This window comes from Salinivibrio sp. IB868 (assembly GCF_001995655.1).
Classification (GTDB): Bacteria; Pseudomonadota; Gammaproteobacteria; order Enterobacterales; family Vibrionaceae; genus Salinivibrio; species Salinivibrio siamensis.
Window position 1 is genome coordinate 170,385 of sequence record NZ_MUEW01000001.1, and the last position, 24,703, is coordinate 195,087.

21 protein-coding genes are annotated in these 24,703 nt (G+C 48.2%); 16 read left to right on the forward strand and 5 right to left on the reverse strand.

Features of this window, described 5'->3' with window-relative positions; genetic code table 11:
• Positions 1 to 113: 113 nt before the first annotated feature.
• The 8 genes from BZG20_RS00710 to rmf all read left to right on the forward strand — a co-directional run bounded on the left by BZG20_RS00710 (position 114) and on the right by rmf (position 12,415).
• Positions 114 to 332: a DUF2835 domain-containing protein gene (locus BZG20_RS00710; RefSeq protein WP_046073214.1), complete on the forward strand. Its 219-nt coding sequence runs from the start codon at positions 114 to 116 to the stop codon at positions 330 to 332.
• A 203-nt stretch (positions 333 to 535) separates the two neighbouring features.
• Positions 536 to 5,356, forward strand: a complete 4,821-nt coding sequence (locus BZG20_RS00715; protein WP_046073215.1) for an NAD-glutamate dehydrogenase — start codon at positions 536 to 538, stop codon at positions 5,354 to 5,356.
• Between the two features lie 65 nt (positions 5,357 to 5,421).
• Complete coding sequence (gene pyrD, locus BZG20_RS00720) at positions 5,422 to 6,435, forward strand: quinone-dependent dihydroorotate dehydrogenase (protein WP_046073216.1); 1,014 nt, start codon at positions 5,422 to 5,424, stop codon at positions 6,433 to 6,435.
• Between the two features lie 139 nt (positions 6,436 to 6,574).
• Positions 6,575 to 7,129 (forward strand): cell division protein ZapC, encoded by a 555-nt coding sequence (locus BZG20_RS00725; RefSeq protein WP_046073217.1) that lies wholly within the window; start codon positions 6,575 to 6,577, stop codon positions 7,127 to 7,129.
• 647 nt (positions 7,130 to 7,776) lie between these two features.
• On the forward strand, positions 7,777 to 9,906 hold the full coding sequence (gene rlmKL, locus BZG20_RS00730; RefSeq protein ID WP_077577807.1) for a bifunctional 23S rRNA (guanine(2069)-N(7))-methyltransferase RlmK/23S rRNA (guanine(2445)-N(2))-methyltransferase RlmL: 2,130 nt from the start codon (positions 7,777 to 7,779) through the stop codon (positions 9,904 to 9,906).
• A complete protein-coding gene (locus BZG20_RS00735) occupies positions 9,903 to 10,157 on the forward strand; it encodes a glutaredoxin family protein (protein ID WP_077577808.1) in 255 nt (84 codons plus the stop codon). Before rlmKL ends, BZG20_RS00735 begins: the two co-directional genes overlap by 4 nt.
• Positions 10,144 to 12,054 (forward strand): ABC transporter ATP-binding protein, encoded by a 1,911-nt coding sequence (locus tag BZG20_RS00740; protein ID WP_077577809.1) that lies wholly within the window; start codon positions 10,144 to 10,146, stop codon positions 12,052 to 12,054. Before BZG20_RS00735 ends, BZG20_RS00740 begins: the two co-directional genes overlap by 14 nt.
• 190 nt (positions 12,055 to 12,244) lie before the next feature.
• Positions 12,245 to 12,415, forward strand: coding sequence for a ribosome modulation factor (gene rmf, locus BZG20_RS00745; protein ID WP_077458712.1), 171 nt, complete (start codon positions 12,245 to 12,247; stop codon positions 12,413 to 12,415).
• A 232-nt stretch (positions 12,416 to 12,647) separates the two neighbouring features.
• Here the strand turns inward: rmf and fabA are convergent, their stop codons facing one another.
• Positions 12,648 to 13,166, reverse strand: a complete 519-nt coding sequence (gene fabA, locus BZG20_RS00750) for a bifunctional 3-hydroxydecanoyl-ACP dehydratase/trans-2-decenoyl-ACP isomerase (RefSeq protein WP_101494473.1) — start codon at positions 13,164 to 13,166, stop codon at positions 12,648 to 12,650.
• Between the two features lie 65 nt (positions 13,167 to 13,231).
• Positions 13,232 to 14,887, reverse strand: a complete 1,656-nt coding sequence (locus BZG20_RS00755) for a Lon protease family protein (protein ID WP_077577810.1) — start codon at positions 14,885 to 14,887, stop codon at positions 13,232 to 13,234.
• A 183-nt stretch (positions 14,888 to 15,070) separates the two neighbouring features.
• Here BZG20_RS00755 and matP point away from each other — a divergent pair, with 183 nt between their 5' ends.
• Together matP and BZG20_RS00765 are read left to right on the forward strand one after the other, a co-directional pair.
• The gene (gene matP / locus BZG20_RS00760; protein ID WP_046073223.1) at positions 15,071 to 15,520 is read left to right on the forward strand and encodes a macrodomain Ter protein MatP; all 450 of its coding nucleotides are present in this window, start codon (positions 15,071 to 15,073) and stop codon (positions 15,518 to 15,520) included.
• A gap of 31 nt (positions 15,521 to 15,551) precedes the next feature.
• A complete protein-coding gene (locus BZG20_RS00765; RefSeq protein ID WP_046073224.1) occupies positions 15,552 to 15,842 on the forward strand; it encodes a DUF3634 family protein in 291 nt (96 codons plus the stop codon).
• Between the two features lie 269 nt (positions 15,843 to 16,111).
• On the opposite strand, the gene BZG20_RS00770 is transcribed toward BZG20_RS00765, so the two are convergent.
• Positions 16,112 to 18,232, reverse strand: coding sequence for an ATP-binding protein (locus tag BZG20_RS00770; RefSeq protein ID WP_077577811.1), 2,121 nt, complete (start codon positions 18,230 to 18,232; stop codon positions 16,112 to 16,114).
• Positions 18,233 to 18,234: 2 nt separating this feature from the next.
• Positions 18,235 to 19,425, reverse strand: a complete 1,191-nt coding sequence (locus BZG20_RS00775) for an FIST N-terminal domain-containing protein (RefSeq protein ID WP_046073226.1) — start codon at positions 19,423 to 19,425, stop codon at positions 18,235 to 18,237.
• 142 nt (positions 19,426 to 19,567) lie between these two features.
• Here BZG20_RS00775 and BZG20_RS00780 point away from each other — a divergent pair, with 142 nt between their 5' ends.
• A complete protein-coding gene (locus BZG20_RS00780; RefSeq protein WP_077577812.1) occupies positions 19,568 to 20,131 on the forward strand; it encodes a hypothetical protein in 564 nt (187 codons plus the stop codon).
• Positions 20,132 to 20,218: 87 nt separating this feature from the next.
• On the opposite strand, the gene BZG20_RS00785 is transcribed toward BZG20_RS00780, so the two are convergent.
• Positions 20,219 to 20,638: a hypothetical protein gene (locus BZG20_RS00785; protein ID WP_046073228.1), complete on the reverse strand. Its 420-nt coding sequence runs from the start codon at positions 20,636 to 20,638 to the stop codon at positions 20,219 to 20,221.
• 277 nt (positions 20,639 to 20,915) lie between these two features.
• On the opposite strand from BZG20_RS00785, the gene ccoN reads away from it, so the two are divergent.
• From ccoN to BZG20_RS00810, 5 genes are all read left to right on the forward strand, one after another.
• A complete protein-coding gene (gene ccoN, locus BZG20_RS00790) occupies positions 20,916 to 22,343 on the forward strand; it encodes a cytochrome-c oxidase, cbb3-type subunit I (protein WP_046073229.1) in 1,428 nt (475 codons plus the stop codon).
• A 13-nt stretch (positions 22,344 to 22,356) separates the two neighbouring features.
• Positions 22,357 to 22,968 carry a cytochrome-c oxidase, cbb3-type subunit II gene (gene ccoO / locus BZG20_RS00795; protein WP_046073230.1) on the forward strand — a complete coding sequence of 204 codons (612 nt, stop codon included), beginning with the start codon at positions 22,357 to 22,359 and terminating at the stop codon, positions 22,966 to 22,968.
• Positions 22,969 to 22,980: 12 nt separating this feature from the next.
• The gene (locus BZG20_RS00800) at positions 22,981 to 23,163 is read left to right on the forward strand and encodes a CcoQ/FixQ family Cbb3-type cytochrome c oxidase assembly chaperone (protein WP_046073231.1); all 183 of its coding nucleotides are present in this window, start codon (positions 22,981 to 22,983) and stop codon (positions 23,161 to 23,163) included.
• On the forward strand, positions 23,163 to 24,143 hold the full coding sequence (ccoP, locus tag BZG20_RS00805) for a cytochrome-c oxidase, cbb3-type subunit III (RefSeq protein WP_046073232.1): 981 nt from the start codon (positions 23,163 to 23,165) through the stop codon (positions 24,141 to 24,143). The genes BZG20_RS00800 and ccoP overlap by 1 nt, the downstream gene beginning before the upstream one ends.
• 72 nt (positions 24,144 to 24,215) lie before the next feature.
• The gene (locus BZG20_RS00810; RefSeq protein WP_046073233.1) at positions 24,216 to 24,701 is read left to right on the forward strand and encodes a FixH family protein; all 486 of its coding nucleotides are present in this window, start codon (positions 24,216 to 24,218) and stop codon (positions 24,699 to 24,701) included.
• The last annotated feature ends 2 nt before the right edge of the window (positions 24,702 to 24,703 follow it).

Below are 24,703 nucleotides of genomic sequence, written 5' to 3' on the forward strand. Positions count from 1 at the left end.
GGATAAAATCAGCCAAGCGTTAACAAGTGTGAAAAGCCGTCCACCTTGGGCGGCTTTTTGTTTTCGGTGGTTGATTGGTTTGCGGTGTCACGGTGATAGGTTGAGCGGAAGAGATGGAGTACTATTTTAACGTTTACATTGCTTACTCAGAGTATCAACACTACTACAGTGGTGCCGCGGCCAATGTGGTGGTGACGACCGATCAGGGTCTGCGTCTTCAGATCCCGGCTTCGCGTTTTCGTCCTTTCCTATCGCAACTCGGTATACGCGGGCGTTTTAAACTGGTGACCGACGCCAACCATAAGTTCCAGTCGTTAATGCGGGTTGCCTAGTGGGGCGCGAGTGATGCCTCGCCAATTCTTCTGTTTAAATAGCCACACCAGTCACATTCTGGCGAAATTCGCGTAAATCCAGCCGTTTACCTATAACGTTTTTACCTGCCAAGCCTTACACTAGACAGTGCGTTTGTTAACGCAATGTTTACCTCTGAATACTCACAACGATAATGTTCTAAAAAGGACAACGGAGCTCCAGAATGACCTCGCGTGACCCTATAGTACCTGTGTTACTTGAGAAGGTTTATCAGCTGATTGCCGATAAACTGGATGATACTCAACAACCACTTGTCGATGCATTAGCCAAAAGGATATTGGGTCAAATCTCTGATGATGACTTGCAGGAACGCAATGAGTCAGATCTTTATGGTGCTGTGATGAGTTTGTGGCACCATCTAAACACCTTCGAACAAGACAAAGTGTTTGTAAAAGTCTTTAACCCGAGCCTCAGTGGCAATGGCTGGCAGTCCACCCACACCATTGTCGAGATCTTAGCACCAGATGCCCCCTTCCTGGTCGACTCGGTGCGCATGGCCCTCAACCGTTTGGGGATCACGACCCACCTAATGCTTAATACCCCGATAAAATCACAAAAAAATGATCAGGGTAACGTGATTGCGATTGGCGGTGACAACGGGCAGTTCCAAAGTACGTTCCACATCGAAATCGACAAAATGTCCGATGAGTCAGAGATGGCGGCATTAGAGGCGGAATTGTCTGAAACCTTGATGGATGTGGTGATGGTGGTAAACGACTGGAAGCCGATGCGTGAGCAAATGCTTGCGCTGGTATCGGAGCTGAAAGATACACCGTTACCCATTGATGATGAACGTCGCCAAGAAGCGATCGAGTTTTTGAGCTGGATTACCGACAACAACTTTACCTTTATGGGGTATAAGTGTTTTGACTTAGTCGCGGTGGAAGGGGATTACGAGCTTCGTGCTAGCGCAGATTGCAATGCACTCGGCTTAGCCAAAAAGCATAAATCGCCCGCCGTCCTTAGCCTATCAGACATGCCAGAGTCAGCGCGCGCCGAGGCGCTGAAAAAAGAATTACTGGTGTTGACGAAAAGCAATGCCAAATCTCGTGTTCATCGTCCGGCTTATGTGGATTACATCGGGATCAAAAAATTTGATCAAGATGGCAATGTGATTGGTGAGCACCGTTTCACCGGTCTTTATGCATCTTCAGCGTATAACCAATCCACCGCCAGTATTCCCGTCTTGCGTAACAAAGTGCGTCGCATTCTTGATAACAGTGGCTTTTATCGTGAATCACACTCGTGGAAAGCACTGGCGAATATTTTGGAAAACTATCCCCGTGATGAGCTTTTTCAGGCGACCGAAGAAGAAATGCGCGACGTTGGGATGGGCGTGGTGCAAATGCAAGATCGTGACATGCTGCGCGTGTTTGTTCGTCGCGATCCATTCGGGCGGTTTTTCTCGTGCATGGTGTACATCACCCGTGAGCGCTACAACACCGAGTTCCGTCGTCAAACCCAACGTATTCTTCAGCAGTACTTTGGCTCTGATCAGACGGTAGAATTTACCACTTTCTTCTCGGAAAGCCCCTTGGCGCGGACGCACTATATCGTCCGAGTAGAAAACAACAATTTCGATATTGATGTGAAGAAGATCGAACACAATCTAACAGAAGCGGCTTCGTCTTGGGACGATCGTCTGCAAGAGGCTGTGATCGCAAACTTTGGTGAAAACCGAGGCACACCGATCGCCAAGCGTTACCTGCGGGCGTTTCCACGTTCGTACAAAGAGGCCATGCTGCCTGGATCAGCGGTGGCGGATATTGAGCGCCTTGAGGGACTCAGTGATGATAACAAGCTCGATATGCTGCTTTATCGCCCCCAAGAGGTAAGCCATCAATCGAACGCGATCAGCCTGAAACTCTTCCAAAAAGGCGAACCTATTCACTTGTCTGATGTGATGCCAATGCTAGAAAACCTTGGCTTACGCGTGATTGGTGAATCACCTTATGAAGTAGAAACCAGTCAAGGGGATGTATACTGGATCCTCGACTTTTCGATGTTGCACAGTGCTGGATCGGCGTTTGATCTTGGTAATGCCCGGGATCGTTTTCAGCATGCCTTTGCGGATATCTGGCATGGCCGCCTGGATAACGATGGCTTCAACCGCTTGGTGCTTAATGCCGGTTTGTCGGGGCGCGAAGTGACGATTTTACGTGCGTATGCGCGTTATATGCGTCAAATTGGCTTTCCATTTAGCCAAGCCTATATTGAAGAGACGCTAGCGTCACACTCTCAACTTGCCAGTTTCTTGGTAAAACTATTCAATACGCGTTTTGACCCGGTTGGTAAACAAACGAAGCGGGCACAAGACATCATCATCAATGATATTGAAGAAGCCCTCGATAATGTCGAGAGTCTTGATGATGACCGTATTATTCGCCGCTACATGGAAATCATGTTGGCGACCACGCGAACGAACTTTTTCCAAAAAGATCCGGACAATGGCCAAGACAAGCCTTACTTGTCGTTAAAACTCGAGGCCTCTGAGATCCCGGATATGCCTAAACCTGTTCCTGCATTCGAGATCTTCGTGTATTCACCGGATGTAGAAGGGGTGCATTTACGCGGCGGCAAAGTCGCACGTGGTGGCTTACGGTGGTCCGATCGGCAAGAAGACTTCCGCACCGAAGTGCTGGGGCTGGTTAAAGCGCAGCAAGTGAAAAACACGGTGATTGTGCCCGTCGGAGCCAAAGGTGGGTTTGTATGCAAGCGACAGCACCAGCTCTCGGGCCGAGATGCAATTTTTGCAGAAGGGAAGCGCTGCTATCGGATCTTCATCCAAGGGTTGCTCGATATTACCGATAATATCGTTGAAGGCACCCTGACACCGCCGCAACACGTTGTGCGTCATGACGAAGATGATGCCTATCTCGTGGTAGCTGCAGATAAAGGTACCGCGACCTTCTCCGACCTTGCTAACAGTGTCTCAGCGCAATATAACTTCTGGCTGGGCGATGCTTTCGCGTCTGGTGGCTCCAACGGTTATGACCACAAAAAAATGGGGATCACCGCAGCGGGTGCTTGGGAATCGGTGAAGCGTCATTTCCGCGAAGTGGATATCAATTGTCAAACCACAGACTTTACCTGTGTGGGGATTGGCGATATGGGAGGCGACGTGTTTGGTAATGGCATGTTGCTCTCTAAACATATTCGCTTAGTGGCAGCCTTTAACCACATGCATATCTTCATTGACCCTGAACCTGATGCCGCGAAAAGCTGGAAAGAGCGCCAACGCCTTTTCAACCTGCCGCGCTCAAGCTGGGAAGATTATGACAGCGAGTTGATTTCCAAAGGCGGGGGGATATTCTCTCGTCGAGCGAAGTCGATTAACTTAACGCCAGAAATACAAAAACTGCTTGGTACACGCAAGCAATCCATGGCGCCGAACGATCTGATCAAACAGATCTTAAAAGCCAAAGTCGATCTGCTATGGAATGGTGGGATTGGCACCTATGTTAAATCGTCCGATGAAACCCATACCTCTGTTGGCGATCGCGCCAATGATGGGTTACGTGTTAACGGCAATGAAGTCGGTGCGCGCATTATCGGTGAAGGCGGTAACTTAGGGATGACACAACTGGGGCGTATTGAGTATGCGCTCAAAGGTGGCCGCGTCAATACCGACTTCATTGACAATGTCGGCGGGGTAGATTGCTCAGATAACGAAGTTAATATCAAGATCTTGCTCAATGGGCTGGTCGCTGCCGGTGACTTGACCATGAAAAAACGCAACGAGCTTTTGGAGCGGATGGAAGATGAAGTGTCTGATATCGTGCTTGAAGATGCGTACAGTCAGAGCGAGTCAATTTCCGTAACCCACAATCAGCAAGCGGCGTTATTAAAAGAGCAGATCCGCTTTATTCATTATCTTGAAAAAGAGGGCAAGCTGGATCGTGCACTTGAATATTTGCCGGATGATGAGACCTTGTCTGAGCGTAACTTACGTGGCACGGGCCTAACTCGCCCAGAAATTGCTGTGCTGGTGGCGTACGGGAAGATGGTGCTCAAAGAGCAACTGGTGGTTGATGAAGTGACGCAAGATGCACACTTTGGCCAGCTACTCCCCAGTTATTTCCCGAAAGAGTTACAGCGTCACTATCGCAAAGAAATGGAATCCCATCCATTGAGAGGCGAGATCATTGCTACCGCCTTGGCGAACCAGATGTCGAACGACATGGGCTTCAATTTCATTACGCGTATGCAAGATGAAACGGGAGCAAGTGTCAGTGATATTGCCAAATCGTATGCGATTGCCCGTGATGTGTTTGGTTTTGAACAACTGTTTGACGATGTGCGAGCGCTAGATAATCAGGTCAGCGCCAAGGTGCAATACGATATCTTGTTCCGTTGTCGCCGGATGCTACGCCGAGCAACCCGATGGATGCTACGTAACAAACGCAAAGGGGAAAGTATCGAGGCACAAGTGGCCTTTTATCGTCCGGCGCTGCAAAACTTGGTCGAGCACTTGGATGACTATCTGGTTGAGAGTGAAATCAAAGAGCATGATCAACAAGCGGAGACGCTACGACAAGCTGGGGTGCCGGATGCACTGGCGAATAGAGTCTGTCGTCTAACCAGCGTGTTCTCTGGATTGGACTTAGCACAGGTGTCAGAGCAGCTGAATAAACCGTTCGAGCTGGTGGCACGCTTGTACTATGTGCTAGGGGATAGCTTGTCACTGCACTGGTTCTTGAAACAAATCAACAACCAACCGGTGGATAACCACTGGCAAGCGTTGGCGCGTGCGTCTTTCCGCGAAGATCTGGATTGGCAGCAACGATTACTCACCGCCCGTATCGTGTCCGAAATGGCAACCGATCAAGATGCTGAGACGGGATTAGCCCAGTGGATGGATGAGCACGTAGTCATTCTCGGGCGTTGGCAGAGCATTGTTGATGAGTTCAAAGTGGGCTCAGTACATGAGTTTGCCAAGTTCTCCGTCGCGTTACGCGAATTGTCGCTGTTAAATTTAAATTGAATTAAAGCGCCAATAACGCAATAATCTAGCCCCGTTTATACGGGGCTTTTTTATTAGGAGGGATAATGCTTTACCGCCTCGCCAGACCGGCTATCTTTCAGTTAGATCCAGAAAAAGCACATGATCTAACCATCAACACCCTTTCTCGATTCCATCACACCCCGCTTCGTTTTCTCTATTCCCAACAGCTTCCTCCTCGTCCAGTTACCGTAATGGGACTCAACTTTAATAATCCCGTTGGTCTAGCGGCAGGATTGGACAAAAACGGCGAGTGCATAGAAGCCTTTGGTGCGATGGGTTTTGGTTTTGTGGAAGTGGGGACAGTGACACCCCGGCCACAACCGGGAAACGACAAACCTCGACTTTTTCGTATTAAAGCCGCCGAGGGGATCATCAACCGTATGGGGTTCAATAACCTGGGGGTTGATGCGTTGGTAGAAAACGTCAAGCGTGCGAAAAACTTCGACGGTGTGTTGGGTATTAATATTGGCAAGAACAAAGATACACCCATCGAGCAGGGCACCGATGACTATGTCGTCTGTATGCGAAAAGTGTACCCATATGCCGACTATATCGCGGTTAATATCTCGTCGCCCAATACGCCAGGATTACGGACGTTGCAATATGGCGAGATGTTCGACGAACTCCTGAGCACACTGAAAGCCGAACAGGCACAGTTGGCAGACACTCACGATAAATACGTGCCTCTGACGGTTAAGATTGCCCCAGATTTGAGTGAAGAAGAAATTCAACAAGTGGCGCAAGCACTGATTCGTCACCAGATCGATGGTGTGATTGCGACCAACACCACGCTTGAGCGCTCATTGGTAGATGGTATGCCTCATTATCGTGAAGCGGGTGGGCTAAGTGGCCGTCCTGTTCAACTAAAAAGCACCGAGGTTATTCGTCAACTACATCGTGCGCTCGATGGGGCGATGCCCATCATCGGTGTAGGGGGAATTGATTCAGTCACGGCGGCGCGTGAAAAGTTGGAGGCAGGAGCCGACTTGGTGCAAGTCTACTCTGGGTTGATTTACCAAGGCCCTGGGCTCATAAAACAAATCGTGCGTCATATTTAAGTTAGGAAATAAAGTCTTAAGGTATAAAAGGGGGCGTTTTCTTCCCCTTTTTTTTTCGCTTCAGCCCATTACACTTCAGGCAATGGCAGTTTTGGTATCGCCAGACACCCAGTTAGTGAGTCATCGCGGGAGCTGAAGTATGTTAAAACCTAACAATGCATGGAGATGGTATTTCGATAATACGTCGAATTCACTAATGCTGGATTTAGGCGACGACATGGTTTTTCGCGTGGCGGTCAACGCCAAACATCTCATCCCCGATGCGTTCTCATCATCCCCATTTTCTGTTGAGGATGCATCACTCTTTCAACGTTTGACCGATCCCCTGTCAAACCTCTCTCTTTCCGGCCCTCGTCAGGCCGAACTCGCTTTGAACGCAGTGGCAGCCTATCGCTTCCACAAACCTGTCTTACCTAAAAGCTGGTTTTTCGAGCCACAACAAGACACTATCGCCACCCCTGAGTGGGGGCAAATAGTCGAGCTCACCAGCCAAACAGGGGATAGGGCGCCGTTTATTATCATAGAGAACGCCGGTTCTGCCTCGCTCTGCATGCTCGCACGTGAGGCTGATTTTGAACTGAGCGCGAATAAAACAATGGCGTTTTGTGGTGCGATTAAAGTAATGAACGACCGGCTATCGCAACCAATACTTCAAACAAATAGCCAAAAAGGTCGCTTTGCGTTAGTGGGCTGAGTGGTTTTCACTCAGCCCACGCCTCCTTTCTTCCCTCACTTTTCTTGTTTCTTGTACAGACTACAGCGCTATAGCTGTATCTTGACGTTTCTTATACCAAACAGATGTGCATAAAAAATGTGATATCAGTTCATTTTATGAGCGAAAAGTGTGCACATGCCTGCGCATTTTTTCATTGATTTTGGGGTGTTTTCACCATTATAAGGCCAATGAATGACGTCTTTCTTCCTATTTTAGCCGTTAAAATGCTTGAATAAACCCATCCTGGTCTAGTCCAGTTTGCGCAATTTGCGATTCGTTCCCAAAGGGAAAGGTAAGCCATTTTCGTTTTAATAGTATCAGACATAATGTGCGTAATAGTCACAGTGAATGCTTACACGCGTTCAGCTCAAAACGGATTTGGCGAGGTGAGATGAGTGACAAAGCAAGGTGGTTTCCTGAGGGAAACAGGTATGCGCATCTAGTTGGGGTGATTGATTCTCATTGGAAACAAAGGCATCTAGATATCTGTTTCTTAGTGGAAACAACAATCCGGCGATTTATTCATCACTCAATGAGATTGTCGCCGCTTGGGTCAACGATAGGCGTAAGATTGATGTATAATCGCCGCCATGATGACAACGACGCCCAAAGGGTGTAGAGACTGAATGAAACACTATCTCGCAATAACCGCTCGAGGTCTCGAGCACATGCTAGCTCAAGAGCTTGAACAACTTGGCGTATCTAGCCTCAAACAAGTCCATGCAGGGGTTAAATTTAAAGCCGACGATTCAACACTGTATCAATGCTGTTTATGGAGTCGGATTGCGTCACGGTTCGTCTTGGTGCTGGGCGAGTTTGCGGTGCGCGATGATATGGATCTCTACCTCGGTGCAACGGCCATTAACTGGCCAGATTATTTTCACGCCAGTCAGCGGATTGCGGTGGACTTTAATGGTACCAATCGCGAGATACGTAACAGCCAGTACGGGGCGTTGAAAGTCAAAGATGCGATTGTAGACAAATTTGAAAAGTCGAATTTGCCCCGTCCAAGCGTCGACCGCGAGCAGCCTGATTTACGTATCCATATGCGGTTATCGAAAGATCAAGGCCTGCTTGGGATTGATATGGTGGGGAGCGGCCTACATCAGCGTGGCTATCGCACCCAGGCTGGCGCGGCACCATTACGAGAAACCCATGCCGCGGCTTTGGTGGCAAGGAGTGGCTGGAAGCCCGATCAGCCTTTGATGGACATCATGTGTGGCTCGGGCACCTTGCTGATAGAAGCGGCGATGATGGCAGCGAAAATTGCGCCTGGATTAAAGCGCAAGCGTTGGGGCTTTGAATCATTGTTGGGCTTTGATGATGAAGCCTTTAAAGCGATCAAAGCTGAAGCGAGTGTCAAGGCGAAACGAGGTGTAAGTCAGTGCCAGACACGTTTTTATGGCACTGATAACGATGCCCGTATCATTGAGACAGCACGTGCGAATGCACGACGTGCTGGCGTTGGTGAATTGATTGACTTTGAAACGGGTGATGCCACGCAAGTGACGCCGCCTGAGGGATTCTCAGGGGGACATATTCTTTCTAATCCGCCGTATGGGGAGCGCTTGGGAACCACGCCTGGCTTGATAGCCCTCTACACGCAGCTCGGTGATCACCTTAAAGAGGCATTTGCGGGGAACACGGTTTCTTTGTATTCAGGTTCGGAAGAGTTGCTTAGTTGCTTGCGGATGCGTGCGGATGACAAATTTAATCTACGCAATGGTGCGTTAGATTGTGTGATGAAAACCTATGCGGTCACCGCGCGTGGTGAAAAATCGGAGAGTGAGGCGGCAAAGGCGGACGTCGCCCCAGATTTTGCTAATCGCTTGCGCAAGAACATGACCAAACTGGATAAATGGGCAAAGAAACAAGGGCTAGAGTGTTATCGACTCTATGATGCTGACTTACCGGACTATAAAGCCGCGATTGATCGGTATCGCGACTTTTTGGTCATCCAAGAATATGCGGCACCGAAAACCATTGAGCCAGAAAAAGCACGTCGTCGCTTGCTGGATATGGTGCGCGCAGCCATCGCGGTGACCGGTGTGGATGCCAATAAAGTGGTGCTAAAAACGCGCGAAAAGCAAAAGGGCAATAATCAATATCAAAAACTCGCCGGCGCATCTAGAACGATGACGGTCGATGAATATGGCGTGGCGCTTGAAGTTAATCTCTATGATTACCTGGATACAGGATTATTTCTCGACCATCGCTATACCCGTCGTCTAATTGGTGAGAAAGCACAAGGGAAAGATTTCCTTAACCTCTTTGCCTACACGGGCAGCGCGTCCGTTCATGCTGCGGTAGGTGGTGCACGGTCTACAACGACTGTCGACATGTCAAAAACCTATATAGCGTGGGCTGAACGCAATATGGCGCTCAATGGCATTGTCGGACGTCAGCACCGTTTTGAGCAGGCAGACTGTCTACAATGGATTCGCCAGTCTAACCAGCAATTTGATTTGATCTTTATCGATCCGCCGACATTCTCCAACTCGAAAAGAATGCAGAGCACTTTCGATGTTCAACGTGATCACCTTGATGTGCTTTTAGCACTGAAGGACCGTTTGCGTCCCGATGGGGAAATTATTTTTTCCAACAACAAACGGCACTTTAAGATGGATAGTGAGGGGTTAGCCGCGGCCGGCTTACGTGCGGAGAATATTAGCAAGCGTTCGATTCCTGAAGATTTTGCCCGCAACCCACATATCCATAATTGTTGGATAATCCGTCATCAGGCAGTATCAGCATGACACTCGTATTGTTTAGCACGGAAGGGTGCCACCTTTGTGAACAAGCGTGGGCACTCTATCAATCTCTCGGTTATCAAACGCCACTCAACAGTCAAGACATTGCCTTTGACGATGCGCTCTTTGAGTGTTACGGCGTCACAATTCCTGTGATTGCAATCCGCGATCAGTCTGGAAAGGTGAGGGCTGAATTAGGATGGCCGTTTGATCACACACAATTACAAGCTTGGTTAACGCAACATGGCATTGATTAAAATAACCTCCGCCCAGTTGGCGTATGGCGACAACCCATTACTGGACAAAACAGACTTTATTCTTCAGCCAGGTGAGCGCGTGTGTCTTGTTGGACGCAATGGTGCGGGCAAGTCGACGCTGATGAAAGTCCTTGATGGTCAGGTACAGCTCGATGATGGCAGTATTCAAAGCCAATCTGAACTTAAAGTCTCTCGGCTTGAGCAAGATCCACCACGAGATAGTCAAGGAACTGTGTTTGACTATGTGGCCGAAGGTCTCGCTGAGGCAGGGGACAAGCTAAAGCAGTATCACCAACTGATCGCGAAGATCGAAGCAGATCCTAGCGATCGCAACATAGCCGAGTTGGCCAAAGTGCAAGAAGCACTGGACCATGCTGACGCTTGGCGCTTTGACAATCAAATAATGGTGGTATTAGGGGCATTAGGACTGGAAGGTAACACCGCGCTTAAAGCCCTATCGGGTGGCTGGCAACGCAAAGCCGCCTTAGCGCGCGCACTTGTCTGCGAGCCGGATGTGTTGCTTCTTGATGAGCCAACTAACCATCTGGATGTTTCGACGATTCTGTGGTTGGAGCAGTTCTTGAAAGACTTTAAAGGCGCGATCGTCTTTATCTCGCATGACCGTTCGTTTATCGGGGCAATGGCCACGCGTATCGTGGATCTTGACCGCGGCAAGTTGACCTCATGGCCAGGTGATTATCAAACCTATCTGGACGGTAAAGAAGAAGCTCTGCGTGTAGAAGCCGAGCAAAATGCCGAGTTTGATAAAAAACTTGCCCAAGAAGAGGCTTGGATTCGTCAAGGTATCAAAGCGCGTCGCACCCGCAATGAAGGACGTGTACGCGCATTGAAAGCGCTACGGCAAGAGCGTGCGAGTCGTGTTGAGTTACAGGGTAACGCAAATCTGCAGCTCGATGACGCCAACCGCTCGGGGAAAATTGTGTTTGAAGCCGAAAACGTTGCCTTTACCTATCAAGATCAGCCACTGATTAAGCCATTTAGCTTTACGGTGATGCGCGGCGATCGCATTGCACTAATTGGCCCCAACGGATGCGGTAAGAGTACACTGTTGAAGCTTATGCTTGAAAAACTCACCCCAGACAGCGGGCACTTGCACGTGGGGACCAAGCTCGACGTGGCCTATTTTGACCAATATCGTGAGAAATTGGACCCAGAAAAAACGGTGATCGACAACCTGGCAGGGGGCAAAACAGAAGTTGAAGTAGGTGGCCGAAAACGTCATGTCATGGGTTATCTACAAGACTTCTTGTTTCATCCACGCCGTGCGCAAACCCCGGTGAAAGCGCTATCAGGAGGAGAGAAAAACCGCCTATTGCTGGCCAAGCTTTTCCTCAAGCCTGCCAACTTACTGGTACTTGACGAGCCGACCAACGATCTTGATATCGAAACGCTCGAGTTGCTGGAAGACTTACTTTCACAGTTCCAGGGAACCCTGTTATTGGTCAGCCACGACCGTCAGTTTGTCGACAACACAGTGACGCACAGCTGGATATTTGAAGGCGACGGCACCATTAATAAATTTGTTGGGGGGTATCACGATGCCCAACAACAGCGTGAGCAGTATCTCAAAGCCATCACACCCAATAGCCGTAACCATTCAATGAGTGGTGAGGGTGATACGGAACAAAAGACGGCAAAACCTAAGAGTAAGCCACGCAAGCTATCTTATAAACTGCAACGTGAGCTAGAAGCCCTGCCGGCGCGGCTTGAAGCGTTAGAAGAAGAGATTGAAGCGTTACAATCAGAAATGAACGATCCTGATTTTTTCTCGAAAAGTCAGGACATTACTCAACCTAAACTGACCCGATTAGCTGAGGCTGAACAAGCTTTAGAGCAAGCCTTTGAACGCTGGGAAGAATTAGAGGCTATGCAATAATTGTGTTAGTGACGTTGTCACATATAGAGGGATATGACTCACATTTTGTTTAGTCGTTGCTCGATAGTGCTTGCTTAAAAAATAATCATGATCGAAGCTGTAGAGGATGCTTCATAAAAACGTCATAGACGGAAGTATCCTTGCAAATGGCAAGCAGCATTGAACAAAATGGAATAAAGAGGGCGACCCTATGAAAAGACAGAAGCGAGATCGTTTGGAACGCGCACAGTCAAAGGGCTTTCAAGCTGGGATAAACGGTCGATCGTCTGAACTATGTCCTTACCAACAAACGGATGCGAGAAGTAGCTGGCTTGGCGGATGGCGCGAAGGCAGAACCAGTAAATCGGAAATGATGAAGTAACCTCTTTTTATATTTCACGGCCTTATCGTTTTGGTAAGGCCTTTTTAAATACATCTTAATGCACTATAACTTTATATATTTGCCACTAAATAGACATAAATACAGCAATCAATTTATCCAATCACTAAAAATTTCCTTCTTAGTTGTCCAAAAGCGGAGAAGTACTTGATAAGTAGGAAGGGAGGGGTAATAGAAGCCGGCGATGGTCATCTCACCGGCTCGACAGAGAGGATTAGAACGCGGATGTGTCTTGGAAAAGACCCACTTTCAGATCTTTAGCGACGTAAATCTCTTTATCATCAACGTAGACGCGGCCATCACCGACACCCATAACGAGTTTACGGTTAATCACGCGTTTCATGTGAATTTCATAACGAACACGCTTAGCCGTTGGCAATACTTGTCCGGTAAACTTCACTTCACCAACACCCAGGGCACGGCCTTTGCCTTCGCCGCCAACCCAGCCGAGGAAAAAGCCAACTAGCTGCCACATAGCATCTAAGCCAAGGCAACCTGGCATCACTGGATCACCTGGGAAATGGCAGTCGAAAAACCATAAATCTGGGTTGATATCCAACTCAGCGACAATCACGCCTTTATCAAAGTCACCACCTTGATCGGTAATGTTGGTGATACGGTCCATCATCAGCATGTTTGGTGCCGGAAGCTGTGGGCGTCCCGGGCCAAAGAGCTCACCTTGGCTAGATGCGAGTAAATCGTCGCGGTTATAGGAATTTTGGCGTTTCATTATATCTAAACTGCTCCTTATTCAATTGCGAGCAGGTTAGCGTACACGTGTACGCCAAACAACTCGGATCAGTACTGGCCAAACCAGTTTTTTAAGCGTTTAAACAAACTGTTGCAGCTTTGTTTTTCATCAGTATGAAAATGATTTATTCGATTAGATATTTTTCTTAGCAATGTCTCCTCATCGTCTCCGGAGAATGGGAGACCTGTCACAAGCGGCAAGGCTTGTTCGACATCATCCACCGCCCAAATATGAAATTGACCGGCTTTAATCGCTTCAACAACGTCGTTCCGTAGACACAAGGATGAGAGGTTCGTTTTAGGTAACACGACACCTTGTTGACCCGTTAATCCTCGATGCGCGCAAACTTGATAATAACCTTCAATTTTTTCATTAATCCCGCCTACCGCTTGTACGCGACCAAATTGGTCAACTGCACCAGTGATGGCAATGGCTTGATTAATCGGTTGTTGAGATAGCGCGCTCACAAAGGCACACAACTCGGCCAAGGATGCACTGTCACCATCCACTTCACTATACGATTGTTCGAATACAATAGAAGCCGAATAGGGTAAAGGGTCATCAAGATTTAGCGCCACGCTCACAAAGGCTTGCATAATCATCATGCCTTTGGCGTGAATGTTACCTGCAAGCTCGGCTTTGCGCTCCACATCAGCAATATCGCCATCACCGGAGTGAACAACACAAGAAATTCTCGCTGGCTCACCGTAACTCATCGGATGGCCAGGCACTTCGATCACAGTTAAACCGTTGATTTGGCCGATATGCTCGCCACGGGTATCAATAAAAACCTGTCCTTTGTGGATATCTTCAATCGCACGCTCGGGGAGATAGGCAGCACGTTGGTAACGCTGAGAGATAGCGGCATCAATGGCGGCTTTGTCGAGCGCATCCGACGCCGTTATGACAGACTCAGCCAGTAGTTGCTGATACCAAACTGGACACAAGGGCATCCGCCATTGATCTTCGCTTTCTCGTGCCCCTGCTTGTAATAAACGCACTAAGCCTGATTCTGTCATGGGTAAATGCGTTTGAGCGGTGGCCAAGCCTTTAAGCCAAGCAAAGTAGGGCACAATGGTGGCCGAGTCGAGCGCAATGTCTTGCTCATATTCGGCATAAGCTGACAGACCTTCGTAGAGATCAGGCTCATTGGTTTCAAAGTCGGCCAGCCACTGTCTGTCGCCGACTAACACCAAACGTACGTTCAGTGCCTCATCGGGCAAATCCGTTACTTGATCGGCACGGGCGGTTTGCCAGGCGAGTTTGCCTGATGATAAAAACTGCTTGAGGCGCACCCAGACGCGTGGCTGCTGCAGTACATCCGCCACTTTTAAAATCAATACGCCATCGTGAGCTTGATGCAGTAAACCGTACTTCCTTTGTGACGCTGTCACATTTTTATTCGCATCATAAGCAAAGCCAAACAGTGTTGATTCGGTAAATGCGTCACCGATCACAACCGGCATCTCTGGGTACTGTGCAACTAATTCTGCTTGATAGGCATTAAGATATTGAGGCAAGTCAGCTGACATCACGGTAAGACAAGCCGTTGGACACGAAGGTGACATTAACCAAGTCAGTGCCTTTTTTAAGCGCGATTGCAGTGATAACAGTGAGGCCGCCTCTAAATGCGCGAATTGTGCAATGTCGAGAGAAAACTGAGAATAATGTGGTTTGGCATCACGCCAATCAACTTCATGCATGTCTATGATTACTGACTAAGATTAGAATGGACAGAGTATAAAGGATAACACACTGTGGTAATAGGATAGTGCGGCCATTGGATCGTCCACTGGCGTACGCGGTATCTTTGAGGTGTGCGATAATTGAACAGACAGCGAGTTAGTGTTACGCTGTCACCACTTGGCGTGACTGAAGCTTGGCATATGAAATATCAACAACTCGAGAACCTTGAGGCAGGCTGGAAATGGGCCTACCTAGTGAAAAAGTGGAAAGACGGTGACGCTGTCACAAAATACATTGATAGTGATGAGGCTCAGACGGCCGTTGACGCCTTGTTAGCGCTGGAGCATGAACCAACGCGTGTACATCAATGGATTGAAAAGCACATGTCACCTTCATTGGAGAAGAAACTAAAACAAGCGATTCGTGCCAAGCGCAAGCGTCACTTTAACGCCGAGCAAGAGCAAACGCGGAAAAAATCTATCGATTTGGATTATCGTGTGTGGGAGAAGCTCTCGCAAAAAGCACACGAGCTTGACGCGACCTTGTCAGATACCATTGAATATTTACTTTCTGAGGCTAATCGCTCAGAGAGTGCTAATAAGCAGGTAGACACCTTAAAGCAAGATCTGAGTAACTTGCTGGGTATGTAGAACCGTTTGACCGATAAGCGAGCATCGCAGTATGGGCTATTTTTTACTTATCTCTTTTGCCATCTTTCTCGCATTTATGTTGATTGACCGGCCACTGATCGTGATTGCGTTTAAAGATGGCCAGCTAGTGCGTCACAAAGGGAAAGTGCCGAAAGGTTTCTTACATGACTGCCAAGACATTGCGAAGCGTCATCCGTTCACGGGCACAGTGAAAGTGTATAGCAACCGCTTTAAACCCGCGAAGGTGGTGATGTCGCGCAGCATTGATAACCGCATTCAGCAACGCATCAAAAACGTATTCCCACATCAGTCATTCAAATAGCATCAGATTACAAGCCATGCTGGACAAGGAGCGATATGATAAGCGAGAAAAGCGATATCGCTCCTATATTGACTCGTACCCATCAGTGCGCATTATATAGATTATGTTAAATTAAGGCTTGAGGTCTGACGTTGGATACTGCTTCTGCTCGCCCAGCACTCTTCCTTTTTTTGTCATTAAACGTAATTAGCTATTTACCATAAAATAGCTAATTACTACTTCCTTGAATCGTCATTATCCAAGAGTTACTTGGCCTAAGTCGATTCAAATCAGCGGTAATTAGTGGAAAGATCTAATGGCTGATGAGCATGCAGTACGGCGTTAAGGCTTGCCGCCCTAATGGGCTTGGTAACAAAGTCATCCATGCCGGCACGGACACAGCGCTGTTTATCCTCATCCATTGCATTGGCGGTCAGCGCAATGATCGGTCGTTTAAACCCTGAAGCACGCAGCGCTTTGGTGGCAGCGATGCCGTCCATGACAGGCATCGACATATCCATCAGCACAAGATCAAATTCTGTTTGTTTAACCTGTGCCAGTGCTTCTTCACCATTGGATGCTAATACGACGGTATGACCTTGTTTTTCCAGCATTAACCTAACCACCATTTGATTAGCACGGCTATCTTCGGCGACCAATATCGACATAGCCTGCACGGCGTCGGCCGAGACGTTTGGTTGTGCTTGGTGTTTTTGTGCATCTTGAGGTGTTTCGACAATCGGCAAACGAACGCAGAAGTCAGTTCCCTGGTAAGGCTCACTTTCCACGTGAATACTGCCTCCCATCATCTCTACCAGCTTTTTACAAATGGATAATCCAAGGCCAGTACCGCCAAAGCGGCGAGTAATGCTGCCATCCGCTTGAGTAAAAGGCTCAAAGATTCGACCAATCTGTTTTTCGTCGATGCCGATTCCTGAATCTTTCACCCATAACTCGAGTACATCATCATGAGCGTCAAGTGACACTGTCACCCCGCCGCGTTCCGTGAATTTTAAGGCATTGGCCACCAAGTTAAGGAGTATCTGCGTAAAGCGGTTCTCATCCATAAACAAGGTGTTGGGCACAGAAGAAGAGACACTAACAGAGAGGTTAATGCGCTTTTTATCGGCCCGCTCAATCAATTGTTGATAGACATTCGATACGCTATCGCTGGGCTTCATCAATGAGGGAGATAGCGAAAAACGGTTGGACTCAATTTTAGATAGATCGAGAACATCGCTGATCAATGTTAGCAATAGCTGAGCAGATTTATCCATTTGCCCTACCCACTGCTTTTGTTCTTGCGTTAATGAAGAGTGTTGCAATGCATCGATCAACCCTAAAACAGCATTGAGCGGCGTGCGGATTTCGTGGCTCATAACGGCAAGAAACTGCGATTTGGCATTATTGGCTAACTCAGCTTGCTGACGAGCCTGTTGCAATTCGACAACACGACGCTTGGTCGCAGTGATATCTTTAGCCGTCCCTCGATAACCGGCGAGCTCACCGCGCTTATTATAGCAAGGACGGCCTGAGAGGCTTACCCAGTAGTCATGGTGACGAGATTCTATATGCCATTCAATATCGCTAAAGGCTTCTTCTGTATATATGTACTCTTCTAATTTCGTTTTTAATTCGGCGTCTGATTTGAGCTTTGCCAGCAGGGCTTCAGCATCGATGTCGGTATCAGTATTGGGTGATGACAGGTAAGTCAGTTGAAATTGGTTGTCGAGCTCCCAAAACCAGTCACTCGCTGTTTGGGCAAAGTCTTGAAAGCGTTGCCGGCTAGCATTAAGTTCCTGAGTGCGACTCCCCACTAATGCATGTAGACGGTGACGGTAGTCGATGTCCATAATGGTGCGTTCAATCAAGGGGCGAAATCGGTCGATGACTTGCTGGGCTTCGTTATTAAATGCATCGCGGCGGTGTGACAGCAAAATAAGCATGACTTCGCTGTCATTTACCGTTAATCCGCTAATCAGCGCAGTACCTTGTAAATAACTGGCGTATTGATGCGTTAAGCAATGCATCTCTTTCACCATGCCAGGTTTATAGATAGCAACCGTTTCACCACTTACACAGCGGCGGAACACATCGCCTGTTTGCCAAGTGACTGTTTCCAGTAAGCGTTCAGTCGATACGAGACAGCGAAACGCATCTTCTGTTTCTCGGTTACGGCTTAGCGCCACGGCGCTATCAAAGCTGACATACCGGCGGATCACATCAAGTAAGGAAGCAAAAATATCAGTTTTTGACGTCGCTTCCGTCATGGCTGAGATTGCCGACAAAATCGCGTCGTTTTCTTCCCTTAAACGCTTTTCTCTTGCTTCAACACGACTGAGTTCAAATAAGGTTTCTTGTAAAGATTCAGAGTCTGAACGTTCAGAGGCCGATACGCGTTTCGACGTCATGATTAATCCTTATGAAATAACACAGCCGAGATCATTAAATTACCATGGGACAGTTCCCCACCTTTAAACAAGCCTTGTTCACCAAAGGTAAACGGGCAGACAAACGGCGCAGTGTATAAGGCCGTGTTGATATTGTCGGCGACTTGGTCAAGGCGATCTTTGACATGAAGCATACACCCCGCACAATAAATCGCCAGTCCACCGAGAGGTTGAGGCGTTCGCAGCGCATGATCGTTTGCCGATTCCACGACTCGACTTGCACGGGCAATCAACCCTTCACTGGTGCCTGTCATAAAGTGCGCGGTTTGCCCTACGGCTATTTGCGAGAAGAGTTCCATGTGCCCTTCTTGGTTAACAAACATGGGGTGTGACAAGGTGTAATAAGGTAAGCCGTGTATCTTGCCCGTTTGTGTCCCGAGCGGATACAAGGTTGATCGTGCGAACAGCGAGTCGCCTAAATCTAGCGTTTGCCCGGTTTCTTCTTCGTACCAGTCTTTATATACCGCCGATGCGGGTTTATGGTCCAAACTCACTAAGGTACGACCACGTACCTCTGTGACGACGGCCTTCTTGGTGGTGGCCGCATAACCAGAGTGGAATGAATAACTCACCCGTGCGGTTGGATAAAAAACACTGATTGCGATGCCAGATTGCGCGGTTTGCTCATTATCGAAAATGGCCCATCGTCCGCCGACGGTGTCGGCCGCAGCGGAGCCACCTATCACTGGGACCGATACGCCCAACTCTTCTCGAATGGCGGCTAACGTCGTTTCCTCATCACCCGGTGTACTGTGTAAAGCGATGAGTTTGGGGAGCTCGCCACAACGGCCGCTCTCTTCTATCGCTTGATTAAGCGCAATGCGCGCTGAATCGCGTATAGGACGATGGGCTTGGTGTGGCACGAGGGATGTGCCGTAACTCCCCTTTTCATCACTGCAAGCCCAGACGGCGGCTGTCGGCCCTTCGATATAACCGGCTTGCGTCATGACACCGCAGCAGGTCGTACACCCTATCAATGGCACGCCAGGGAAAAGCGCAACCATTGCTCGCTGAAGTGCATCAACATCGTATTGTTCCGTGCAGTAGAGCATTAAAAGCTTAGGTGCCTTTAGACGGCCCAATAAAGTGCGCGCCAGTGTTTGCGCGGCGTCTACTGCGTCTGGATTTTGTGTGCATGCCGTGGCTATTTTCATCTTAATGTGCGTTATTGTGCTCGCGATTTATCACGATTTTAATGATACCTGCATCAGGCGATCAAATCATTGCGCTAGTCGGCTGAAATAGTGGTTAAAATCACGTATCCTATTTCCCATTTATATCGCTAGAGTGCTCAACATGGATTGTCGACCCGTTGCGTTATTCGGTGGAGCCTGCGCCTTGGGTGCCACTATCGCCTACCAATTGGCCGCGAAAGGCTATACGCCAATTATTATTGATCACAATCAAACGGCAGCGCTCGATATCGTCGCTCATGATCCCAGAGTCAGGTTTAAAGAAGCACCTGTATTCACGCCCGGTACCCTCCAAGCCACGCTTGATCAGTGCACCGCGCAACTCTCCCCTTTTGTCGGTGCTGTTGTCGTGTCTGAGCAGGGGCATGCCTATATACAATCACTAGGGGTTGGTGGGCTGGATTCATTTTGTCAGATGGGGGCTCGTTGTGTCGTTATTCATACGAACAGCCATCTGAGCAACACCCCCCTACTAAATGACAAGCTGGCTACAAATCGCCTGCAACGGATTAACAGTATAAGTTTCTGGTCGGATCACAATATTAACACTGATGTGGAAACATTACCGTCGCGTAAAAAGAGCGAAGTTTTATCTCCATTGGTATGTTTTCTTTTAAGTGATGAGTCAAATAGCATTAATAATCAAGAATTTAAGATGAAGATATGAAAAGTAAAAAAAAGAAACACTCATAAATAAGCATTTCCTTTTATAATGACTACAAAATAGAATAAATAAGATTTAAACCGCAGTTTATCACTCGCTTTTGGGGTAATTAAATTTAAATTGATATCGATCAAAGACAAGGTTAAACCTCATCGGATTGCGAGGTAAATCTTGGGTTTTCCACTGCCACGTTAGCGTGATCTTCTCCCCATTTCGGTCTAGCTGATCGCTAATTTCGATCTGCTTACTTCCTTCTTCTCCCCAATAAGCCGAATGTGGCTTTTTGTCTGAAACCACTGAAAAAATTACATTATCTTGTTCTTTACTCCAGGCGAACTCTATGAGCTGCTGAGATTGTGACGTGCCACAAAATCCACGTTCCCCTTCACAGTCTATAATGGTCAATCCAGGTGTATAGACCAGCGTCCTCCAGAAGAAAGCAACCACCAAAAGTGTAAGCATAACGATGATTTGCGCGAGTCGTCCTCGAGTGAGTTTTTCTGCTGCCATGAGTCGCTTTCTCCGTGTTACAGAGGTCAAAGTTTTATAAGAAAGGTAGGTAAGCCGCACTAAGTGTGTGGGTTAGACCCTGTTTTTTAACCAGTATCTACAGTATGATTCTGGTCGAAAATGCCATTTTTACAAAGAAATAGCAACGGAGTGTGCAAAGTGGTTAAAAACCATACGCAACGGGGCGTTTTCTTAAAAATGGTATGTTAACAGGCGAAGCGGAGGCTTCGTCCGTATCAAACGTGAGTGTAGTTAACTAAAAGTGGAAGCATGCAATATGAGCCAAGTTAAGCAGCTTGAACAAGACTACAACTACCGCGTTGTCCGCTTATTTACCCTAACAACGATTTTGTGGGGTATTGTGGGCATGGCTGTAGGTGTACTTATTGCCGCTCAGTTAGTGTGGCCTGCACTGAACTTTGATATTCCGTATTTGACGTATAGCCGTCTGCGTCCACTGCATACCAACGCAGTGATTTTCGCTTTCGGTACCAGTGCGTTGTTTGCAACCTCTTATTATGTTGCGCAGCGAACTTGTCAAACACGGTTGTTCGGAGGGAAGTTAGCAGAGTTCACCTTCTGGGGTTGGCAAGCCATCATCCTTTCTGCAGCCATCTCGCTGCCAATGGGATACACCACCTCTAAAGAGTACGCTGAACTAGAGTGGCCAATTGATATCGCCATCGCGGTGGTATGGGTCGCATACGCTATCGTGTTCTTTGGCACGCTTATCAAGCGTAAAACGTCACATATTTATGTGGCCAACTGGTTCTTCGGTGCCTTTATTCTGACCATCGCGGTGTTGCACATCGTCAACAGCATGGCAATCCCTGTTTCACCGATGAAGTCTTACTCCATCTATGCTGGCGCAGTTGATGCGATGGTGCAGTGGTGGTACGGACACAACGCGGTTGGCTTCCTGCTGACAGCAGGCTTTTTGGGTATGATGTACTACTTCGTTCCCAAACAAGCGGGTCGCCCTGTTTACTCGTATCGACTCTCCATCGTCCACTTCTGGGCATTGATTTCGCTCTATATCTGGGCGGGTCCTCACCACCTTCATTACACGGCTCTGCCCGATTGGACACAGTCACTGGGGATGGTGATGTCGTTAATCTTGTTTGCACCTTCTTGGGGCGGGATGATTAACGGTATTATGACGTTGTCAGGTGCGTGGCATAAACTTCGCTATGATCCCATTTTGCGCTTCCTTATCGTGTCTTTGTCATTCTATGGCATGTCTACGTTTGAAGGCCCAATGATGTCGATCAAGACAGTTAACGCCTTGTCGCATTATACCGATTGGACAATCGGTCACGTTCATTCTGGTGCACTCGGTTGGGTCGCAATGGTCTCTATCGGCTCTATCTACCACTTGATTCCTAAACTGTTTGGTCAAGAGCGTATGTACTCAGTGTCTTTGGTGAACGTACACTTCTGGCTTGCCACGATTGGTACCGTGCTTTACATCGTTGCTATGTGGATTTCTGGTGTGATGCAGGGTCTGATGTGGCGCGCCGTCAACACTGACGGTACGTTGACATACAGCTTTGTGGAGTCATTGGAAGCCTCCTATCCGTTCTACTTCGTCCGCTTTATCGGCGGTGCGATTTTCCTATCAGGCATGTTCTTGATGGCTTACAACGCATATAAAACGATTCGTGCGCCTGAAGCTAGCTTGAAGTCGCTTGAGCCTGCGGTGTAAGGAGGACGATTAAATGAGTTCAAATCGCCACGAGATAGTAGAAAAAAACACAGGTTTGCTAGCGATTTTGATCATCGTTGCAATCAGCTTTGGTGCATTGGTGGAGATAACGCCATTGATTTACCAAAAGCAAACCACTGAACCGGTAGATAACCTTCGTCCGTATACAGCGTTAGAAATGGAAGGACGTGACATCTACATCCGTGAAGGATGCAACGTGTGTCACAGTCAAATGGTTCGTCCATTCCGTGCTGAAACCGAGCGTTACGGTCACTATGCCGTCGCAGGGGAAAGTGTTTGGGAGCATCCCTTCTTATGGGGCTCTAAACGTACCGGTCCTGACCTCGCCCGAGTTGGGGATCGTTACTCTGACGAATGGCACCGCGTTCACTTAATTAATCCACGTGACGTAGTACCTGAATCGAACATGCCTGGTTTCCCTTGGTTAGCAGAGAACAAGCTGGATGGGGAAACAACGGCCGCGAAGCTGAAAGTATTCCGTGACCAATTTGGTGTGCCATACACCGATGAGGACATCGAGAATGCCAAGGCGGCGGTTGAAGGTAAAACGGAGATAGAAGCGTTGATTGCTTATCTTCAGTCACTAGGTCACGCAATGAAGTAATAAGGAGGGCCTATGGATATCGGCACCTTTCATAGTATCTGGACAGTTGTCCTATTTGTGAGCTTCATTGGGATCGTTGTTTGGGCTTATAGCAAACGTCGCAAAAAGCACTTTGATGAAGCGGCTAACCTGATTTTCGACGATGAGGAGAACAATCAGGATAAGTCCAATAACAAGACAGGAGATAATCGCTAATGAGTACGTTTTGGAGTATCTTCGTAACAGTCATCGTACTCGGCACGATTGCTGGCTGTGCTGCTCTTATCATTTGGACAACCAAAGATAAAATGGGCGTCGCAGAAGGCGATGACATGGGTCACGAGTATGATGGTATTCGTGAACTCAACAACCCACTGCCTAAGTGGTGGTCGTACATGTTTTGGGCGACCTTGGTGTTTGGTTTGGGGTACCTCATCCTCTATCCGGGGCTGGGTAACTTTGCTGGCGTATTAGGTTGGAAAAGTTCGTACCAAGACGTAAGCAGTGTCGAGGAGTCGCGTGAGTTAATGGCAAAAGCGCAAGAAGCGCAGCATATTAACCAATATGCGATGGAGCTCGAGGCAGCTGACAAGGTGTTTGGTGAAGCATTCCGCAAACTGGCGTACCAAGAAGATGGCAAATCATTGCGTCCGATTACCCAAATCGCGCGTAATGAAGAAGCCTTGAAAGTGGGTCAACGTTTGTTTAGCCAAAACTGCGCGGCCTGCCATGGGTCGGATGCGCGCGGTCAGGCTGGTTTCCCGAACCTTACGGACGATGCGTGGTTGTATGGTGGTGAGCCTGAAACCATTAAAGCCACCCTTCTCCATGGCCGAAAAGGCAACATGCCGGCTTGGTTAGATACTATGGGTGAAGAAGGCGTTAAAGAAGTCGCCGCTTATGCACTGAGCTTGTCAGGTCGTAAAGTCGATCCGCAAATGGCTGCTAAAGGTAAATCTCGCTTTGTTGTATGTGCCGCATGTCACGGCACGGACGGCAAAGGTAACCCTGCCTTTGGTGCGCCGGATTTAACGGACAATATCTGGCTATATGGTGGCTCTCGCCGCGCCGTTGAGCAAACCATTCGTGGTGGCCGTCAAGGCGTGATGCCCGCGTGGGAAGCTCACCTTGGCGAAGAAAAAATCCAGATACTCTCTGCCTATGTATGGCGCTTGAGTAATCCTGAGGTAGAATAAGCACTTAGGTGTGATACAGCCCTTGCTTGCAGGGGCTTCTTAAATGTAAATGCTCAAACCGAGGAGCTTCTGATGGTAACACCCTGGTACAAGCAGTTTTGGCCTTGGTTCCTGATTGCCCTTCCCGCTTCTGTTGTCGTCGCGAGTTTGTTAACTGTGACCGTCTTTTCGATGAATTCCGTGTCTCTGGTAGCAGAGGACTATTACAAGAAAGGCAAGGCGATCAATGTTGATCTATCCAAACTGAAAGTCGCGGCCCAGCTGGGTGTTTCAGCGCAATTGTCGTCAAACAACCAGGCAATCGCGATAGCACTAGATAAGGGCGATCTCGCGTCATTTCCTGCGCTCAAGGTGCATATTCAGCACCGTACGCTCGAGCGAAAAGATGTGAACGTCATGGTAAACCCAAACCAAGCGGGGATTTATCATATCGATCTTGCTGAGCCAATATCCGGCCCCTGGTTTATCGAAATTACTTCATTCGATAAGCAATGGAAAGTGCACGGTCGTATCAATTTCCCTGTCTCAACTCCCCTGACGTTAACCGGTAAGCAGTAACC

What these genes read in the sequence shown, in the direction of transcription:
- ccoO (WP_046073230.1), top strand. Translation starts at nt 22,357, where the DNA reads ATGAGTTCAAATCGCCACGAGATAGTAGAAAAAAACACAGGTTTGCTA.
- BZG20_RS00775 (WP_046073226.1), bottom strand. Translation starts at nt 19,425, where the DNA reads ATGAAAATAGCCACGGCATGCACACAAAATCCAGACGCAGTAGACGCC.
- matP (WP_046073223.1), top strand. Translation starts at nt 15,071, where the DNA reads ATGAAATATCAACAACTCGAGAACCTTGAGGCAGGCTGGAAATGGGCC.
- BZG20_RS00770 (WP_077577811.1), bottom strand. Translation starts at nt 18,232, where the DNA reads ATGACGTCGAAACGCGTATCGGCCTCTGAACGTTCAGACTCTGAATCT.
- BZG20_RS00810 (WP_046073233.1), top strand. Translation starts at nt 24,216, where the DNA reads ATGGTAACACCCTGGTACAAGCAGTTTTGGCCTTGGTTCCTGATTGCC.
- rlmKL (WP_077577807.1), top strand. Translation starts at nt 7,777, where the DNA reads ATGAAACACTATCTCGCAATAACCGCTCGAGGTCTCGAGCACATGCTA.
- BZG20_RS00765 (WP_046073224.1), top strand. Translation starts at nt 15,552, where the DNA reads ATGGGCTATTTTTTACTTATCTCTTTTGCCATCTTTCTCGCATTTATG.
- rmf (WP_077458712.1), top strand. Translation starts at nt 12,245, where the DNA reads ATGAAAAGACAGAAGCGAGATCGTTTGGAACGCGCACAGTCAAAGGGC.
- BZG20_RS00740 (WP_077577809.1), top strand. Translation starts at nt 10,144, where the DNA reads ATGGCATTGATTAAAATAACCTCCGCCCAGTTGGCGTATGGCGACAAC.
- ccoP (WP_046073232.1), top strand. Translation starts at nt 23,163, where the DNA reads ATGAGTACGTTTTGGAGTATCTTCGTAACAGTCATCGTACTCGGCACG.
- pyrD (WP_046073216.1), top strand. Translation starts at nt 5,422, where the DNA reads ATGCTTTACCGCCTCGCCAGACCGGCTATCTTTCAGTTAGATCCAGAA.
- BZG20_RS00780 (WP_077577812.1), top strand. Translation starts at nt 19,568, where the DNA reads ATGGATTGTCGACCCGTTGCGTTATTCGGTGGAGCCTGCGCCTTGGGT.
- ccoN (WP_046073229.1), top strand. Translation starts at nt 20,916, where the DNA reads ATGAGCCAAGTTAAGCAGCTTGAACAAGACTACAACTACCGCGTTGTC.
- BZG20_RS00800 (WP_046073231.1), top strand. Translation starts at nt 22,981, where the DNA reads ATGGATATCGGCACCTTTCATAGTATCTGGACAGTTGTCCTATTTGTG.
- BZG20_RS00755 (WP_077577810.1), bottom strand. Translation starts at nt 14,887, where the DNA reads ATGCATGAAGTTGATTGGCGTGATGCCAAACCACATTATTCTCAGTTT.
- BZG20_RS00785 (WP_046073228.1), bottom strand. Translation starts at nt 20,638, where the DNA reads ATGGCAGCAGAAAAACTCACTCGAGGACGACTCGCGCAAATCATCGTT.
- BZG20_RS00710 (WP_046073214.1), top strand. Translation starts at nt 114, where the DNA reads ATGGAGTACTATTTTAACGTTTACATTGCTTACTCAGAGTATCAACAC.
- BZG20_RS00725 (WP_046073217.1), top strand. Translation starts at nt 6,575, where the DNA reads ATGTTAAAACCTAACAATGCATGGAGATGGTATTTCGATAATACGTCG.
- BZG20_RS00715 (WP_046073215.1), top strand. Translation starts at nt 536, where the DNA reads ATGACCTCGCGTGACCCTATAGTACCTGTGTTACTTGAGAAGGTTTAT.
- BZG20_RS00735 (WP_077577808.1), top strand. Translation starts at nt 9,903, where the DNA reads ATGACACTCGTATTGTTTAGCACGGAAGGGTGCCACCTTTGTGAACAA.